Source organism: Pseudomonas sp. MEJ108 (assembly GCF_030208985.1).
GTDB lineage: Bacteria > Pseudomonadota > Gammaproteobacteria > Pseudomonadales > Pseudomonadaceae > Aquipseudomonas > Aquipseudomonas fragariae.
Genome location: NZ_JARVSW010000042.1, coordinates 1 through 17,321 on the forward strand (window position 1 = coordinate 1; position 17,321 = coordinate 17,321).

Here is a 17,321-nt window from a genome sequence, read left to right on the forward strand (position 1 = left end):
TGGTTACTTTGGCCTCATCAAAGTAACTCGCCGAGGGGCGAAAAGGTGACCTGAGTCGAACCCGAATCCACCTGATATCGCAGAACCGCTGTGTGACGCGGAGCGTCATGAACTGCATGCCGACGCGGAGCGTCGGCACGATAGTCAACTTGCATCGGATCGAATCCTGCTCGCGTCCAGCAATCAGCGATCATCCAGAGGCTCAGCGCACCGCCGGATCAGGCGGCACATCGCCATCCTCGCTGGTGTCGATGCTCACGACCACCGACATCCCTGGCCGCAAGTGCTCAAGCATGGGCTGATCGGCATCGACCACGATGCGTACCGGGATACGCTGGGAAATCTTCACGAAGTTGCCGGTGGCATTGTCGGCGGGCAGCAGGCTGAATTCAGAGCCGGCAGCGGGCGAAATTCTTTGTACGTGGCCGTGCATCTCGTGGCCATCGAGCGCATCGACGGTAAAGCTCACCGGCTGGCCCAGGCGCACGTTGGCCATCTGGGTTTCTTTCATGTTCGCCACGATCCAGCGCTGCTCGGGCACCAGCGCCATCAATTGCGCGCCCGAATTGACATAGGCACCCAGACGTACGCCAATCTGCCCCAACTGCCCGTCCCGCGGGGCAACGATACGGGTGTTGTCCAGGTCTATGCGCGCCAGCTCGATCGCCGCCTGCGCATTGGCGACCGAGGCTTCCAGTGAGCCACGGTTGACGATGACGGTCTGCAGGTCCTCACGGGCGATCTGCAAGACTGCCCTGGCTTCGGCAACGGCGGCGTTTGCCTGTGCATCGGCGGCACGCGTGACATCCAGCTCGCTTTTCGAAACCGAACCGTCGGTCACCAGCGCCTGATTGCGCCGCAGATCGGCGGCGCTCTTGCGGCTCTGGGCGATGCTGTTCTGCAGTTCGGCCTGACGCTGGCCGATGGTGGCTTCGGCACTGCGCCGTTGTTGCAGATTATTGGCCAGCGAGGCCTTCTGCACAGCCAGTTGTGCAATGGCCTGATCCAGGCGCTGACGATAGATACGGTCATCCAGACGCACCAGCAAATCACCGGCCTTGACGAACTGGAAGTCCTGCACCGGCACCTCGTAGACATAGCCGCTCAGTTGCGGCCCGATCAGCGTGGTCTGGCCCTTGACCTGCGCGTTCTCGGTGCTCTCGATCGGGCTGGCAAACGGGGGCAGTTGCCAGGCGTACAGCACCACCAGCACCCCGGCCAGGGCGACGGCGCCGAAAATCACGGAAGACACGACACGCTTGCGGGTCGAGCGCGGCTTGCTGGTCACCGGGGACGTCAACGGTGCCGGTGGCGGCGAGTTGCGCGGAGCTTCGGTATCTGGGGTCTTGGATTCGGTCATGAAGATTTAACGCCGGAGTTGGATACGGAGGGCGAAGCAGCAGGTGCAACGGGTGCCAGCGCCAGAGGTTGAGTGGTCATTTTCAGCCACAGGACCCGGGCTGAAATCCAGATCATGGTCAGCACCGCAATCAGCGCGATCAGCATGAACACATCGTTGTAGGCCAGCACATTGGCCTCCCGGGTCGCTGCCGTGGCCATCGCGCGGATGCCCTGACTGTTGCGCAATGACGGGTCGGCGAGCACCGAGCTGTAACTGGCGCTGTAGCTCTGCAGTCGCGCCTGAACCAGCGGATCGATGAGGGTCAGGTGTTCAACGATGTAACTGGAATGAAATTTCTCGCGCACCACCTGAAAGGTGCCCAATGCAGCAGACCCGATCAGCCCGCCGATGTTCTGGGTGATCCCGAACAACACCGAAAAGCTGACCATGTTGCGCGGGTTCGCCAACACCCCGCTGATCCCCAGCACCAGGGTGGGCCCGAGGAAAAACGTGCCGCCGAACGCCAACAGAAACTGGCTGAGGTACATGTTCGATTGGCGGGTCAGGTTGGTGGAATGACTGTCCATCCAGGCCCCCACTGCCATCATCGCCAGAGAGATCAGCAAGGGTTTGATCAGATGCGCCGGGTTGATGGTCAGCGCACTGACCGCCAGCCCCGAGACGCTGCCGAGCAACATCACCAGATACAAGGTGTGCAACTGCTGACTGCCCATATTCAGCGCTTGAAGAAAACCGACAGCACCGACCGACTGTTCGGACAGCACCACGCGAAACAGGATAACCGCCAGGCCCAGACGCAGGATCGCCCCACTGCCCAGCCAGCGCGTGATCAGCAACGGATTGCTGCGGTTATGCTCGATAGCCAGCCCGGTGCAGATCAGCGCAATCGATGCCGCTGAGGCGATACCCAGCCACTGCGCTTCCAGCCACCACTCTATACGCCCCAGCGACAGCACCGCACAGAACAGCGCAAAGCCGCTGGCCAGCAGGCCGAAGGTCAGGAAATCGAGCTTCTCGAACGCCTTGAAGCGATCACCCGGCGGCAGTTTGAGCAGCAGCACGCAGCCCAGCGAGAGCAGCGCCATGCCCAGTTCGAACAGGTACAGGCCACGCCATTGGGCAATCTGCAGCAAGTCTTCCGACACCAGCCGGGCCAGCGGCGTTGCCAGCTGGGCGGTGCCAATCCCCAATACCAGCGCCTTGAGCCGCCACTTCTGCGGGAAAGCCTGAATCATGTAATACAGGCCCAGAGTGCTGAGCGCAGCGCCGACCATACCGTGTGCCGCACGTACAGCGATGGCCGAATCGATGTCGTTGACGAACAGATGTGCCAGCGTCACCAGCGCATACAGCACCAGAAACAGCTCGGTGAACGCACGCAGACCAAATTGCTGGCGAAACTTCACCAGCAGCAGATTCATCGACACGTTAGTCATGATGTAGGCCGCCGGCAGCCAGGCGATGTCCTGCGATGTCGCCCCCAGCGCGCCCTGCAAATACGGCAGGTTGGCGACTACCAGCGCATTACCGAGGCCGCCGGTCAGCGCGACGATAACCCCCACGACGGCAAACGCCCAACGCCGCGCGGTCGAATGCAGTGGCGTCGACGGCGAGCCGGGCATGGTCGGACGCTCGTGGGCGGCCCACTCGCGCGGGGCATACTTATCGCTCATAAACGACTGGCACGGGGACTTTCATGGGGTACACCTGAGGAATTCCCTTTTGTGACATTAATGACACTCATAATACTCATCCGCCAGGCAATGATTCGTATCGGTCAGTCCAATACCGCAACACTCAGGCACTTGCGAAGGCGTTAAACAGTGGCTATCTGAAACTTCAGACTATGCTTAAACGCAGTTTTGCTTTGCACATTTGCGCTGCTACGATCTTCTGCGACGCTCGAATGCTCGAATAAGAAAAAAGCGCAACCGAACAAGGAGTTCAGAATGAGTTCACAGGTTTCATCCGCCCGCCCGGTTCGACCGTCCGCCAGCCGGGATTCGATCGTTATCGACGTGCGTAACCACATCGGACACTTGACCCTCAATCGTCCGGAAGGCCTGAACGCAATCGATCTGGACATGGTCCGCACACTTCGCCAGCAACTTGAGCGCTGGGCCGACGACCCCTCGGTTCATGCCGTGGTCCTGCGCGGCGCAGGCGGCAAGGCGTTCTGCGCCGGTGGCGATATCCGTTCGCTGTATGAAAGCCACCAGAGCGGCCAGGATCTGCACCACACGTTTTTTGCCGAAGAGTACGAGCTGGACCTGGCCATTCACCGCTACCGCAAGCCGGTACTGGCCCTGATGGATGGCCTGGTGCTGGGCGGCGGCATGGGGCTGGTCCAGGGAGCCGACCTGCGCGTGGTCACCGAACGCAGCCGCCTCGGCATGCCGGAGGTCGCCATCGGTTATTTCCCTGATGTCGGCGGCAGTTATTTTCTCTCGCGGCTGCCCGGCGAACTCGGGACCTGGCTGGGCGTGACCGGGTCGCAGATCGGTGCTGCCGACGCGTTGTACTGCGGCCTTGCCAACTGGTCCATGAACAGCGAACTGCTGCCGCGCCTCGACCACATGCTCGATCATCTGAAATGGAAGTCGACCCCGCTCAAGGACCTGCAGGGTGCGCTGGCCAAGCTGGCGACCCAGCGTCTGCCCTCCCCTCCGCTGGAATCCCTGCGCCACGCCATCGACCACTTTTTCGGGCTGCCGGATGTTCCCAGCATGCTTGAGCAACTGCAACAGGTGGTCATCGGCGACACCCGCGAGTGGGCGCTGGATACCGTAGCCCGAATGAAAGCTCACTCACCGCTGGGCATGGCGGTGACCCTGGAAATGCTGCGCCGTGGCCGTCATCTGTCGCTGCCGGCCTGCTTCGCCATGGAGTTGCACCTGGACCGCCAATGGTTCGAACGCGGTGACCTGATCGAGGGCATACGTGCGCTGATCATCGATAAAGACAAGAAGCCGCAATGGAAACACGCCAGCGCGCAGGACGTCAGTGCCGCGCAGGTGCAGAGTTTCTTCAGCGGTCTGGAGAATTGAGCCGTGCACGACCTTGAATTGAGTGAAGAGCAGGTAATGATTCGCGACATGGCGCGCGACTTTGCGCGTAATGAAATCGCGCCGTATGCCCAGGCCTGGGAAAAGGCCGGCTGGATCGATGACGCACTGGTTGCCAAGCTCGGCGAACTGGGCCTGCTGGGCATGGTGGTGCCGGAGCAATGGGGTGGCACCTACATCGATTACGTCGCCTACGCCCTGGCGGTTGAGGAAATCTCCGCTGCCGACGCGGCCACCGGCACATTGATGAGCGTTCACAGCTCGGTGGGCTGCGGGCCGGTTCTCAACTACGGCACCGACGAGCAGAAACATGCCTGGCTGGAAAAACTGGCCACGGGCCGGGCCATCGGCTGTTTCTGCCTGACCGAACCACATGCAGGCTCTGAAGCCCACAACCTGCGGACTCGTGCCGAGTTACAGGGCGATGAGTGGGTGATCAACGGCGCCAAGCAGTTCGTCAGCAACGGCAAGCGGGCACAACTGGCTATCGTGTTTGCGGTGACCGATCCGGCGCTTGGCAAAAAGGGCCTGTCAGCCTTTCTGGTGCCGACCGAGAACCCCGGTTTCGTGGTGGATCGCAGCGAGCACAAGATGGGCATCCGCGCATCGGACACCTGCGCAGTCACCTTAAATAACTGCCGAATCCCGGCTGCCAACCTGCTGGGTGAGCGCGGCAAGGGCCTGTCGATCGCCCTCTCCAACCTGGAAGGCGGCCGCATCGGCATCGCCGCGCAGGCGCTGGGTATCGCCCGCGCCGCCTTCGAAGCTGCGCTGGCGTATGCGCGGGAACGTGTGCAGTTCGACAAACCGATCATCGAACATCAAAGCATTGCCAATCTGCTGGCCGACATGCACACCCGCATCAATGCCGCCCGCCTGCTGACCCTGCACGCTGCACGACTGCGCAGCGCCGGGCAAGCGTGCCTGTCGGAAGCCTCTCAAGCCAAGCTGTTCGCGTCGGAAATGGCCGAATGGGTGTGCTCCAAGGCGATCCAGATTCATGGTGGCTATGGCTATCTGGAGGACTACCCGGTCGAGCGTTACTACCGGGACGCGCGCATCACCCAGATATACGAAGGCTCCAGCGAGATCCAGCGCCTGTTGATCGCCCGTGAATTGCGCCATTATCTGGTCTGACAGGCACGAGTGCCCCGGTGACGTCGGTCGCCGGAGCATGCCCTCAGCGCCTCACAAAGCGCTCGCGCCCCAGCAATGTCACCAGCAACGCCACGGAATCCGCATTTTTGAGCATGACGTCGGTACGTTTATGGACGTCCTGGTAAAACACATCACGCGCTTCTTCGAGGGTCTTCTTGCCGCAGATACGCAGAATCGTCTGCTTACCGTTACCGTCCATTCGCCGCAAATCGCGCCACGTGTCTTCATCCAGTTGTTTGAACAGCTTGTCTCGGTCAGTCTGGTAGGACAGGGTTTTCTGCTGCTGGGTAATCAGTTCATTCCTGATGCGCAATCGATACGTCGGGGTATCCTCGATCAGGTCAACGTACGGGGCCTGAGAGTCGACATAGGCAATGTCGTCGGTCTTGAGCACCATATGCGATAACTCGTGAATCAGAATGGCGGCGCGATAATGCGGGCCATGCTTGAATTCACCCGAGCGAATGGCGCTGAGCTTGAAACGGTAAGTAGGTACACGAAAGAACTGTTCAGTCAGGAACACCCGCCTCAACGGATCCGCCTCGAAGATGAATGCGCTGGAGGCCTCATTGCCCATGCGGTTGATACCCACCACATAACGCTGAGAGTCGATGGGCGACATCGAAGGGTTCATCAATTCCTGATAAATATCGGTAATTGTCTTTTTAGTGACGTCGTACAATCGGTCGTCCGGATTCTTCTGACCAAAGAAATCGGCGATGATTTTTTCCGCGCGTGGTTCGACTGCTTTGGCGGATACGGGTATCGCCAGGTTGGCCAGGCTGTTTTCCAGATAGTACTGCGCCTGCTTGTGCGCGTCCTCGATGGCCAGGGCCATTTCCCGGTATGAGTGGCGGATCTCGGACATCCCCCGGGCGTTTACAACCATTATGTCGTCAACCAGGTCGTCGACAAGGCTGCCCTCCATACGCGTCAGCGCGCCCCCTCCGCCCCTCAGCCCGCCCTGGATATCAAGCTTCCATTGCTGGTCCGCATCAAGACTGACCGGGGGCCCTACCATGGTTCCCGAGACGATGAACCAGCCGTTAGCATCAGACTTCAATTCGTAGATCTTGCCACCAATGGCTGCATACTCTCTATTTGGGAGCGGATCGTGGTAGGTACTCAACAACTCATCTCTTTGCAGCGTGTTCAAGGCAACATCATGCACTTCGAATTGGCGCAGCCGCTCTCGTATCTGCTGGGTCAGTGAGCTGTTGCTCCAGGAAAACTCGGGCACATCGGCGTCGTCATCCAGCTGTACAAGCGGGTCAGACAGGACAGCTTCCTCCGCTGTCATGTTGACCTCGTCAACCGCCCGTGACGGGAATGCCGAGGGCGCCTGTCCAGAAGAAATCATCACACTCAGAGCAGCCATGAACTCCGAAAAAGCCTTGCCCCAGCTCTGATCCCCGGCCGAGATGACCGACATATTCAGCAGCGTCTGCCCCTGGATAATGCCGATCAACGCACCCACCCTCCCCGGCATGAGCGCCATGACTTGCTCGGCGCCCAGCGTGAACAGGTAGCGGGACGTAGCACGGTGCTGTTCGGCATTGGTAACGCTGTGCTGTTGCACCTGTAATTTCAGGATATCGAGGGCGCCCCTGAACATCAGCAGCAGACAGTTTCCCTCATACGGGTCGATTTGCAGGGTGACCGGTGCAGGTGTTTCAAAAGGAAAATCAAACGAAGACTCTGCACTGAAAGGCAGGTGCGGCTCCATAAAGCCACCGTTGTCGTAGAGCTTGCGCACATCGGGATCAACACGATCCAGAATGTATTGTTGAAGAAACGCAGAGGTGTGTATGTCATGCAACAGCGCGGCCCGATCCGGGTATTCCTTGAAAACGAAATCTTCATGCAGCGGCGCGTAAAGCACCCACGGTCCCGGCTGGTTGTCCATCGGCCCCATCAGATACGTATTCAGTACGACAGTCGGCTCCCAGCCTTCTTTGGCAGGGAGCAATTGCAAGGGGCTCAGCACCACTTTGCAGCCGTTGACAGGAAGTCGCGCGATGGCATCAGGCATGCTCAGCACATTTTCAATCACTTGGTAGGCTTGCTCGCTGAGCTCATTTTTAAGCCGGAGCGCAAACGCTTGCAGAATATCGAGAGAAGGGACCTGTTCGACGAACAGCCTGCGTCGCTCCGGATAATCCGCAGCCGTCACGGCCAGCCGCGAGTCCAGCAGGCTCCGGTAACCTGCGGCAATGTCCAGCGACTTCACCAGCTCACGCACATAAGCCGGCGTCAGCGACGCGTTCAGCGGCTGATCATCTCGTGAGGAGAGAAGAATGACGCCGTCCTGCCTGGACAGGAAACGGTTGATGGCAAACTCCGCCAGGTTTTCACTGACTGCGTCCGTGGCCGCCGGTATCGATTGAGGCGTCTGCCCCGGCGCGACTGGAGCGGGAACAAAATGCTCCAGGGTAACCCGGATGTTTTCAGGATCCGGACGAGGCTCGGTGAAATCGGTCTGGAACCTGAGCCTCAGTTGTTCACAGGAGTATTCGTAGAGGCTGGGAATATCAAATAGAAAGTCCTTCTTTCCAGCACAGGTCACATAGAAACGCCGTAGGGCATCAATCAGCATAACCTGATCGGCCCTGGACGCTTCGCGGACCCATGAGGGCACGATGGCTTTGTAGATGATGAACTGAATGGCGACCCCCAGATGGCTGAGATTCTGGCGATTTCGGTCATCCCGCTCCCCTGCCCCCAACAGGTTGACAAACAGTTCTGACGGCACCCGCCAGGTCACGGCCTGCTGATAAAGTTCTGCCATCGTGCGCCGCTGACGCTCTATCTCGTCGTGTTGCAAGGCCTCGATGAAATGCCCTTCGATGCGCTGCAATACGACCTTGAGGGTGAGAGCACCCTTCCGGGCACGATAGTCGAGCAACGTCTGCCGGTCAGGCTCGGCAAGAACGCCGGGCAAGTGCGATCCCAGTTCTTTGCCGGTAAACCGCTCAGCAACATACTGTTCCAGTACCTGCAGGGTTTCGAAACATATGAGCCCCTTGTTCACTATCCACAGAGCGGGCTTGTTGCCGGGCAACCTGTTATTGATCACGAATGCATTGGGCACTTTGATCGCGGCTGATTGCGGGTCGTACTCGACCGAGACGGTAAAAGCATCGACACGCGCCTCGCCCAGCGCAGCCCTGAGCGCTGGTAACGGTCTGTCCAGTACTTGCTGGACGTTCGCGATGACCGAATCAGGAAGCGTAGCGATGCGTTTTTCAACCAGCAGTTCCAGACGCAGCGAGTACTCCCGAATCAGACCGCACATCACGTCGGGCCGTAATCGGGTATCCAGATGACGTATCGAGCGTGAATAGAATTCGCTTATCTGCTCGTTGAAGCGGCGAGGGAAATCCAGCTGGACGCAGGACAGAATCTGCTCGATCAATGCCAAGGGCAAACGTTGCACCGGTTGATCCATAACCGGCTTCAGCAGCCCGGCAAGAACCACGCCGCCTGACAGCGGTGCCGGTGCATAACCGCAAACGCGGTCAAGCGCCAACGAAAGCAGGCGCACGGGCGGCGCATCGATGGCATCCGGTAACACCCAGAGCATCCATGCATCAAGATGCGGGCCGCCAATCACTGCCAGATAGCGGTTCAGCGCAAGACGCATGCAGCTGTCCACGCCCGTATGCAGGGCATCAACGCGCTCAAGCATCCAGTCGAGCTTTTTCAGTTTGCTGACCCAGTTATAGGACGGCTCGGGAATGAGGCTCGGCTGCACACTGGTGGTTTGCACAGAGGCACCCCAGGCCTGATCAAAGGTCAGACGTTCCGAGCGCCAGCGTCCTGAGTCGTGCAGATTCAGCAATCGGCCGTCCAGCAGCCCCCGAATATCCAGCGCATCATCAACCCGGACGGGAATTTTTGCCGCATCGATCGCCGGCAACGCCAGCGCGTAACGCAGATTGCGCTTTTGCAGGGCGATGAGCGACCCGACGAAATCACTGAAAAACTCTGTGGCGAGCGTATCCTGACGCACCTCCACGGGTCCTTGCATCCGAATGGAAACATGATCGTCCAGCGAAGAATAAAACAGCATTCCGTTACGTGAAGGGTCGCTCAGGACGTGCTCGATGGCGTTGGCCGAATCGCTGAAGCGCAGCAAACCCGATAACGAGGAATAAAGGTATACACCCGCCAGTTCGTCCGCCGGGAACTCGATCAGGGCCACACCGACCAGCTTGACCGGCTCCTGCCCCGCCACAGACACCGACAACCGTCGGACCCTGATCGATTGTGCATCGATCGCTTCAGGGGATGAAGGCAACAGGGTGAGCAAATGGCGGTACTCCGCGTCCGTCATCGCGCCATGTGCCCGGCTCGACAGCAGGTGCTGACGAAAGCACTCTGCCAAGGCGCGAGTGGCGAAGTCCTTCACGGTCCGGCCGTCGGGCCTTAGGGACGTCCAGTAGTCAACCAGCAATTGCTCGTAGGCAGCGCTGACTGCGGAAACCGAGTCAGACAATGCTTGCTCGAAGAGCGTTGACTGGGCCTGGGACAGGATATCCCCCCTGGCATCCAGAAACTGCCGCGTCAGACCTGTCGGAATCAACTCGCCGATGAAGACCTGCACAGCGGCATCGATCAGGTATTGGGTGCCCACGACCGATGGCAGTCCCGGATCGGCAGCAGGGGACATTTCCAGGATCTGCACGATCTGAGTGAAGACGTCGATGCCGTCTCCCAACCCACGCGCCAACAGAACCGCCTGCAAAGCCTTGCCACAGGCTGAATACAGATCAGGCAAGTCCTGTAACAGTGTCCACAGGTCTTCCAGGTACCGGGCTTGCTGGCGTATCACCGCAAGACTGCGCGCTTCGAACAACGCCTCTTCGACACGATCGGCTTCGACAATCGACATGTCGCTGACCTCGGCCAACCGCTGCTGCAATCCGGCGAGTAGCAAACTACGGCTAGCAAATCGCTCGATACCGAACGCCAATGTACTCAGAAAAACAGGAGCGTCAGCGTTATCGGGATCACTGATGAACAATGCTCCGGCCAGCTCGGCATTGCCTGCGGAGCCGTCTTCAATTGTCAGCCTGTCGACTCTCGGGGAGGTTGTGCCGGAATCTGCTGAAGTGTCTGTAGCGACCAGTGACCTTAGCCACCGTCCTTCGTCGCTGGTAATTCGAGCCTCATCCGTTGCGTACTGGATGTCCTGTGTAAATCTGCTCCGCAGAGCCTCACTGAAGAAATACGGCAGTGCTGCTGGCATGTACTGTTTCCCTTGGATAACTCCTCGTAGCGCATTGCGCGTGAGCGCATGGCAGAGGAAAAAAGGAAACAGCTTATTGAGGTAGCGCGAAGCGCCTGCGTTAGATAAAGCAATTTATCCGCAGACGCGCTTCGTCAGCGTCAGCGTCAGTTGGCGGAGACTTTGCCGTTCTTTTCGACCCAGGCGGCAAAGGCATCGATGAACTTCTGCAGGAAAGGCCTGGTTTTATCGGACAATGCGCCGGACTCGTCGAAAAAGCTCCCGGCACCGCCCAGGTAGGCTTCGGGCTGCTGGAGACACAGCACGTCTAGAAATACCAGCGACTGGCGCAGGTGATGGTTGGCACCAAAGCCACCGACAGCACCCGGCGAGGCACTGATCACTGCGCCCGGCTTGCCGCTGAAGGCACTTTTGCCATAGGGACGCGAGCCCACATCAATGGCGTTCTTCAGGGCACCCGGCACCGAGCGGTTGTATTCCGGGGTGACAAACAGCACGCCGTCGGCAGCGCCCAGCTGCTCGCGAAAGGTAGTGTATGCAGGCGGCGGTGAATCGCCGTCGATGTCCTCGTTGTACAACGGCAAGTCACCAATCTCGACGATATTCAGTTTCAGGCTGGCAGGTGCCAGTTCTGCCAGAGCAAGCGCGATCTTGCGGTTGATGGAGTCTTTTCGCAGACTGCCGACCAATACGGCAATGGTATGAACCTGGCTCATGAAAATATCCGTCATCTGATTCAAGGGAAGGTTAGGTATAGAACAGAAGCCCGGTTTAGACGACCTTTGCGCCGGTCAATTCCCTACGTGCTGGAACAGCAGGGATTATTTTTTCCCTCAAAGGCAAACTCACCTATAGATCAGTGGTCTACTAGCCTCGATGGATTCGTAAACCAGCAGTTATATTCAGTTTCAGAGGTTACAGAGCAAATGGCTTCAGTTCTCGTCGGACAATTTCATGCCAGGGACGCCGAAGGTCGCGTTTATCCGGTTCATGAGTTCCAGGAATCGCAGCCGGATGAGGCGCAGAGCGGGCAACCGGTGATCACCTACAGGCTGGCAATCGGCGACCGGGTCAAGCATCTGGGTGGTGAGGACTTCGAGCTGGTGCAATCGGGCATAAAAATTACCCGCACCCCCACGTAATACCGGCAGCATTCCCGCTTTGGCTGCACGGCCGGCGGGAAGCTGTTAATCCGAAAAGATCAGATACCAGAAAATCGCCGTTTCACGAGTGCTCGGATCGATGCCGCGATAGCGCATGTGATCCACCCCGCCGACCACGTACCCGCAACTCTCGTACAGCCTGCAGGCTCCCAGATTATTGTTCTGGGTTTCCAGAACGATGCCCGGCAGATCGCGCTTGCGAGTCCAGAATTGTGCGGCGTCGAGCAATGAACGTGCGACGCCATGACGGCGCGCCGACTCGTCTACCGCCAGTTCATCGATGTAGGCGAAGCCGCTCCAGTGAGTGCTCATCACGATATGGCCGACGGGGTGGTCATCCAGCCAGGCAACCATCACCGAACTGGTGGCGGCGTCACGATGATCGGCGAACTCCTGAGAGTCGATGCCGTAATTCTTGCTGTACGGCTCGACCAACTCGACCGGCCATGAATCCACGGGCTCGCCGATGCGCGGTTGGGCGTAGCCAAGCACTGTAAACGTGAATTCGCTATTGAGGATGTAGTCCTCGAAGCATTCGTCTGCAACCCGAATGCTCAAAGCAGGATGTGCCACGTTCAGTTCACCTTTGCCGCTTGCTGTCAGGAAGATGCCTGTGCTCCGGCTTCCAGCATCTGTACCCAGAGCGGAGGAGCACCGCAAGCCTTGGCGATGGTGCTCATACGCACTTCGTGCTCGGCCAGTTCACTTTCAGAAGCGCGAATGATGCGGCAAGGCTTGCGATCGGCCGGCAGGCGGCGAATTTCGCTGCCACGGTTGCCGGAGCCTTCGCCCGAACCATTGCCGTCGGAAGCATTGCCGGCCAGCGACAGGCTGGTCTGCCCGCCGGTCATCGCCAGGTAGACGTCGGCCAGAATCTCGGAGTCGAGCAATGCGCCGTGCAACTCACGGCCCGAGTTGTCGACGCCATAGCGCTTGCACAGTGCATCCAGGCTGTTGCGCTGACCCGGGTGGCGCTCTCGCGCCATCATCAGGGTATCGAGAATCGAACAGTGCTGGGTGATATCAGCCCTGTCCTGCGAACCCATCAAGGCAAATTCGTTGTTGATGAAGCCAACGTCGAACGCTGCGTTGTGAATGATCAGCTGCGCGCCCTTGATGAACTCGAAGAATTCATCGGCGACTTCGGCAAACCGCGGCTTGCCGACCAGAAATTCGTTGGTGATACCGTGAACACCGATCGCGCCTTCGTCACTTTCGCGATCGGGTTGCAGGTAAACGTGAAAATGCCGCCCGGTCAGGCGGCGACCGATCAACTCGACACAACCGATCTCGATGATGCGGTGACCATCCGTCACCGGCATACCGGTGGTTTCGGTATCGAGGACGATCGATCTGTTATCCAGGTTTTGCAATGCCATTGACTGTTGCCTCATGTACAGGCCGCGATTCTAGCACGCAGCGGCCGTTGCGAGCCCGTGCGCGTCTAGCCGTGCCGGATGCCGCGCACTTCGTCGACGCCACGGTTGGCGAGCTGGTCGGCACGCTCGTTGCCAGGGTGGCCGATGTGCCCACGCACCCACTGCCATTTCACCGTGTGGCGACTGACCTGTTCATCCAGAAGCTGCCACAGGTCGGCATTTTTGACCGGCTCCTTGGCAGCGGTTTTCCAGCCGCGCTTCTTCCAGTTGACCATCCACTCGGTAATGCCTTTCATCACGTACTGAGAGTCGGTCACCAGCGTCACTTCGCAGGGGCGCCTGAGTTCTTCAAGCCCGCGAATCGCACCGGTCAGTTCCATCCGGTTGTTGGTGGTATTGGCTTCGCCACCCCACAACTCTTTTTCGACGCCCTTGCACACCAGCAGGGCTCCCCACCCGCCCGGGCCAGGATTACCCTTGCAGGCACCGTCGGTGAAGAGTTCAACGCTATCGCTCATTACGACCTTTCCAGAATGATGGGCTTCATTTGCGGCATGGCATTGCTCAAGCCTGATCCTGAGTATTGCGGCTGACCTTGGCCATCGGCATGGGAATCAGCTTGCCGATCGGGTCACGGCGCACTTGGCGCAAAGGCCTGAGGCCTACCACCAGTTTGCGCGCCACCAGTACATAGAAGCCGCCACCGGGGCTCTGACGTCCCTCACCAAGGCGTTCAAGCCCTGCAAGACGCGACTGCCATGCTGCTGAAGCAAGGGGCGGACGATAGCATCCGAAGCGTCGTTTCTCCAGCGCGAAGCCCAGCAGATTCAGCCAGTCAGCGACCCGCGAGGATGAAATGCAGCGTGCCTTGCGCAGCGCATCCCGGGCGAATACATGGCGTATGCCCCAGGTGCTCCAGGGGTTGATACCGATAATCAGCAAGTGCCCGCCCGGTCGCACGCTGCTGGCCGCTTCGCGCAGCAGGCCGTGGGGCGACAGGCAGAAATCCAGGCCGTGTTGCAGTACCACGACATCGGCCGCGTGCTCACTCAATGGCCACGCCTGTTCTTCACAGACGATCTCGACACCCGGCAATGGCGCACCAAGGCGTACATTGCGCTGCACCTGGGGAGCCACCGGCGGGCTTTGCGCCGACGGGCCGTAATGCACCAGATAGCCACCGAAATACCGCCCCAGTTCTTCGTCGAGAATGCGCCGCTCCTCTTCGAGCAGAAGCTGCCCGAGCGGCCCGGAAAGCCATTCGCGGGCAGCGCGGATCAATGCAAGCCACTCAGGATCAGCCTGAGCGAACGCTTCATCGGTCATGAGTTCTCCTCCAGAGGTGCTCGCATACAGCGGCAACAGACTCTAAGATGCACCATTGTCCGCCGCTATGCGAACTGCGCCATGATACAGATCCACGCCCTTCCTGCTTTCAATGACAACTACATATGGTTGTTACAAGACCTTTCGAGCCAGCAGTGCGCTGTCGTCGATCCGGGCGACGCGAAGCCGGTGCTGGGCTGGCTGGCGCAGAATCCCGACTACCGGCTGACCGATATCCTGATCACGCACCACCACAATGATCATGTGGGCGGTGTTGCGGAACTCCAGCAGTCGACCGCGGCGCGGGTGCTGGGCCCAGCGGCCGAGACCATACCGGCGCGCGATATCGCGCTGGTCGACAATGACCGGCTGACCGTGCTGGGCCTGGAATTTGTGGTGCATGCGGTTCCAGGCCACACGCTGGGGCATATCGCGTTTTATCATGAGGACGCCACGACGTCCCTGCTGTTCAGCGGCGACACGCTGTTTGCCGCCGGCTGTGGACGGCTGTTCGAGGGCACGCCACAACAGATGCACGATTCTCTCGGCCGCCTGGCCAAACTGCCGGACAGCACACTGATCTACTGCGCTCACGAATACACGCTGAGCAACCTGCGCTTTGCCCAGGCCGTCGAGCCCGCCAATGTCGATATTGCCGAACGCCTGGCCGAAGTGACGCGCTGGCGCAGCGAAAATCGCATCAGTCTTCCTTCGAATATGGCACTGGAAAAACGCACCAACCCCTTCCTGCGTACCGGGGAAACATCCGTTAAAGAAAAAGCGGACGAACGGAGCGACGCGCAAAACACCTCGCAGAGTGCGGTCTTTGCAAGCCTGAGGGCATGGAAAGATAAGTTCTGACCCGACCCTAAAACCGCAATAAAATTCTGAAAGGTTGACCGACGGCAGGCTGCTTCCTAGAATCGCCCGACATTTTCGTCTGGATGTACCCCCCGAACAATGTCGTCATCTACCAGCAAGCCTTCACATTCGGACGCATTGACTCGGTTGGCTCAGGCCATGGCCGTCACCGCGAGTGCCCTTCTGGCCGGTTGCCAGAGCACCGCCAGCGTCGACCCGGCCAGCAATCATCGCGCGCCTAACCTGGCCGCCGGAATCAAGCAAAAACCGATTTTTCTGTCACACAAGCCTGCCACCCCTCTCGCACCTCCACAGGATGTCTGGGAGCGCATGCGTCAGGGCTTTCAACTGCAACAAGGCAACGATCAGAACCCCCGCATCGATCAACAGCGCCTGTGGTTCGCCAACAACCCTTCCTTTCTGGAAAACGCTGGCGAGCGCGGCAGCCTGTACATGCACTACATCGTCGAGCGCCTTGAAGAACGCAACATGCCGCTGGAACTGGCCCTGCTTCCGGTTATCGAAAGCGCCTACAACCCGATGGCCGTTTCACGCAGCCAGGCGGTCGGCCTCTGGCAGTTCATCCCGTCGACCGGGCGTTACTTCAACCTGCGCCAGACCAGCTTTTATGACGGACGTCGCGACATCCAGGCCTCGACTGTTGCGGCACTGGATTACCTGACCCGCCTGCACGACATGTTCAACGGTGACTGGCTGCTGGCCCTGGCAGCCTACAATGCCGGCGAAGGTACGGTGAGCCGCGCCATCGAGCGCAATGACAAGCTCAACCTGCCGACCGACTACTGGAACCTGCCGCTGCCGCAGGAAACCCGCGATTACGTGCCCAAGCTGCTGGCCCTGTCTCAGGTTGTATTGTCGCCGGAAGCTTATGGCGTCAATCTGAACCCGATCGCCAACCAGCCCTATTTCGAAGTCGTCGAGCTCAACAAGCGTGTCGACCTGTCCAAAGTGGCCAGCGCCGCCGACATCGACGAAGACGAGCTTATCCAGCTCAACCCCGCCTACAAGAAGCGCCTGACCGTCGATGGCCCCCAGCACCTGCTGGTGCCCACCTCCAAGGCGCAACTGCTGACGGCCAGCCTGCTGACCATGAAACAGGAAGAACTCGTCGCCTGGCAGCCTTACCGGGTGCGCAAGGGCGACACTCTGGAAAGCCTGGCAAGTCGTTATCAGGTCACGGTCAGCTCGCTCAAGGGCAATAACAAGCTGTCCGGCAACCGCCTGAAGGTCGGTCAGTCGCTGAGCATACCGGTCAAGCCGGGCATGCAGAATTCACAGCCTGTGTTCGAAGCGCTGGCCAGCAACGACAAGCCGTCACGTACCCGCAGCTACAAAGTGCGCAGCGGTGACAACCTGACCAACATCGCGCAAGCCAACAAGGTTGACGTCGAAGACTTGCAACGCTGGAACAAGCTGACCGGCAAGAAGCTCAAGGTCGGCCAGACGCTGGTCATGCAGGACACCAGCAAACCTGCCGGTAAAGCCGCCAGCAAGGCGGTCGCCAGCACCAGCGCCAAGGATGGCGAAAAGAAATCCATGCAGTACAAGATCCAGAAAGGTGACTCGATGTACCTGGTCGCCAAGCGCTTCAACGTCGAGATGCAACATCTCAAGCGCTGGAATCCACGTAGCGGGCAGGCCCTCAAACCCGGCCAGACCCTGACCGTTTACCTGCCACATTGATGAGCTCGGCCACTTGCCCTTCGATAACCTTGGGGCGGGTGGCCGATGCAG

At 59.3% G+C, this 17,321-nt stretch carries 13 protein-coding genes; 5 read left to right on the top strand and 8 right to left on the bottom strand.

Annotated features, from left to right (window positions below; translation table 11 throughout):
- Nucleotides 1-202: 202 nt before the first annotated feature.
- Nucleotides 203-1,360: an HlyD family secretion protein gene (locus tag QRN50_RS18595; protein WP_057458485.1), complete on the bottom strand. Its 1,158-nt coding sequence runs from the start codon at nucleotides 1,358-1,360 to the stop codon at nucleotides 203-205.
- Nucleotides 1,357-3,036: an MFS transporter gene (locus tag QRN50_RS18600; protein ID WP_003404439.1), complete on the bottom strand. Its 1,680-nt coding sequence runs from the start codon at nucleotides 3,034-3,036 to the stop codon at nucleotides 1,357-1,359. Before QRN50_RS18600 ends, QRN50_RS18595 begins: the two co-directional genes overlap by 4 nt.
- 276 nt (nucleotides 3,037-3,312) lie before the next feature.
- On the opposite strand from QRN50_RS18600, the gene QRN50_RS18605 reads away from it, so the two are divergent.
- Nucleotides 3,313-4,410, top strand: a complete 1,098-nt coding sequence (locus QRN50_RS18605) for an enoyl-CoA hydratase/isomerase family protein (protein ID WP_003404441.1) — start codon at nucleotides 3,313-3,315, stop codon at nucleotides 4,408-4,410.
- Nucleotides 4,411-4,413: 3 nt separating this feature from the next.
- Nucleotides 4,414-5,565 carry an acyl-CoA dehydrogenase family protein gene (locus tag QRN50_RS18610; RefSeq protein WP_011267227.1) on the top strand — a complete coding sequence of 384 codons (1,152 nt, stop codon included), beginning with the start codon at nucleotides 4,414-4,416 and terminating at the stop codon, nucleotides 5,563-5,565.
- 43 nt (nucleotides 5,566-5,608) lie between these two features.
- Here QRN50_RS18610 and QRN50_RS18615 read toward each other — a convergent pair whose 3' ends face one another.
- Both QRN50_RS18615 and QRN50_RS18620 read right to left on the bottom strand, forming a co-directional pair.
- Complete coding sequence (locus tag QRN50_RS18615; RefSeq protein WP_096127386.1) at nucleotides 5,609-10,837, bottom strand: dermonecrotic toxin domain-containing protein; 5,229 nt, start codon at nucleotides 10,835-10,837, stop codon at nucleotides 5,609-5,611.
- A 146-nt stretch (nucleotides 10,838-10,983) separates the two neighbouring features.
- On the bottom strand, nucleotides 10,984-11,553 hold the full coding sequence (locus tag QRN50_RS18620; RefSeq protein ID WP_003404446.1) for an NADPH-dependent FMN reductase: 570 nt from the start codon (nucleotides 11,551-11,553) through the stop codon (nucleotides 10,984-10,986).
- Between the two features lie 210 nt (nucleotides 11,554-11,763).
- On the opposite strand from QRN50_RS18620, the gene QRN50_RS18625 reads away from it, so the two are divergent.
- Nucleotides 11,764-11,979, top strand: a complete 216-nt coding sequence (locus QRN50_RS18625; protein ID WP_003404447.1) for a hypothetical protein — start codon at nucleotides 11,764-11,766, stop codon at nucleotides 11,977-11,979.
- A gap of 45 nt (nucleotides 11,980-12,024) precedes the next feature.
- Here the strand turns inward: QRN50_RS18625 and QRN50_RS18630 are convergent, their stop codons facing one another.
- From QRN50_RS18630 to QRN50_RS18645, 4 genes are all read right to left on the bottom strand, one after another.
- Nucleotides 12,025-12,579, bottom strand: coding sequence for a GNAT family N-acetyltransferase (locus tag QRN50_RS18630; RefSeq protein WP_024639681.1), 555 nt, complete (start codon nucleotides 12,577-12,579; stop codon nucleotides 12,025-12,027).
- 20 nt (nucleotides 12,580-12,599) lie between these two features.
- Entirely contained in the window at nucleotides 12,600-13,379 is a 780-nt protein-coding gene (gene dnaQ / locus QRN50_RS18635) for a DNA polymerase III subunit epsilon (RefSeq protein WP_003368580.1), read from the bottom strand.
- 65 nt (nucleotides 13,380-13,444) lie between these two features.
- The gene (gene rnhA / locus QRN50_RS18640) at nucleotides 13,445-13,897 is read right to left on the bottom strand and encodes a ribonuclease HI (RefSeq protein WP_024642086.1); all 453 of its coding nucleotides are present in this window, start codon (nucleotides 13,895-13,897) and stop codon (nucleotides 13,445-13,447) included.
- A 46-nt stretch (nucleotides 13,898-13,943) separates the two neighbouring features.
- Nucleotides 13,944-14,705 carry a methyltransferase domain-containing protein gene (locus tag QRN50_RS18645; protein ID WP_003404449.1) on the bottom strand — a complete coding sequence of 254 codons (762 nt, stop codon included), beginning with the start codon at nucleotides 14,703-14,705 and terminating at the stop codon, nucleotides 13,944-13,946.
- A gap of 81 nt (nucleotides 14,706-14,786) precedes the next feature.
- Between QRN50_RS18645 and gloB the strand changes: the two genes are divergently transcribed.
- Nucleotides 14,787-15,566 (top strand): hydroxyacylglutathione hydrolase, encoded by a 780-nt coding sequence (gene gloB / locus QRN50_RS18650; protein ID WP_096127385.1) that lies wholly within the window; start codon nucleotides 14,787-14,789, stop codon nucleotides 15,564-15,566.
- Nucleotides 15,567-15,665: 99 nt separating this feature from the next.
- On the top strand, nucleotides 15,666-17,270 hold the full coding sequence (locus tag QRN50_RS18655) for a lytic transglycosylase domain-containing protein (protein ID WP_011267223.1): 1,605 nt from the start codon (nucleotides 15,666-15,668) through the stop codon (nucleotides 17,268-17,270).
- The last annotated feature ends 51 nt before the right edge of the window (nucleotides 17,271-17,321 follow it).

What these genes read in the sequence shown, in the direction of transcription:
- QRN50_RS18605 (WP_003404441.1), top strand. Translation starts at nt 3,313, where the DNA reads ATGAGTTCACAGGTTTCATCCGCCCGCCCGGTTCGACCGTCCGCCAGC.
- QRN50_RS18655 (WP_011267223.1), top strand. Translation starts at nt 15,666, where the DNA reads ATGTCGTCATCTACCAGCAAGCCTTCACATTCGGACGCATTGACTCGG.
- QRN50_RS18595 (WP_057458485.1), bottom strand. Translation starts at nt 1,360, where the DNA reads ATGACCGAATCCAAGACCCCAGATACCGAAGCTCCGCGCAACTCGCCG.
- QRN50_RS18645 (WP_003404449.1), bottom strand. Translation starts at nt 14,705, where the DNA reads ATGACCGATGAAGCGTTCGCTCAGGCTGATCCTGAGTGGCTTGCATTG.
- QRN50_RS18625 (WP_003404447.1), top strand. Translation starts at nt 11,764, where the DNA reads ATGGCTTCAGTTCTCGTCGGACAATTTCATGCCAGGGACGCCGAAGGT.
- rnhA (WP_024642086.1), bottom strand. Translation starts at nt 13,897, where the DNA reads ATGAGCGATAGCGTTGAACTCTTCACCGACGGTGCCTGCAAGGGTAAT.
- gloB (WP_096127385.1), top strand. Translation starts at nt 14,787, where the DNA reads ATGATACAGATCCACGCCCTTCCTGCTTTCAATGACAACTACATATGG.
- dnaQ (WP_003368580.1), bottom strand. Translation starts at nt 13,379, where the DNA reads ATGGCATTGCAAAACCTGGATAACAGATCGATCGTCCTCGATACCGAA.
- QRN50_RS18600 (WP_003404439.1), bottom strand. Translation starts at nt 3,036, where the DNA reads ATGAGCGATAAGTATGCCCCGCGCGAGTGGGCCGCCCACGAGCGTCCG.
- QRN50_RS18615 (WP_096127386.1), bottom strand. Translation starts at nt 10,837, where the DNA reads ATGCCAGCAGCACTGCCGTATTTCTTCAGTGAGGCTCTGCGGAGCAGA.
- QRN50_RS18620 (WP_003404446.1), bottom strand. Translation starts at nt 11,553, where the DNA reads ATGAGCCAGGTTCATACCATTGCCGTATTGGTCGGCAGTCTGCGAAAA.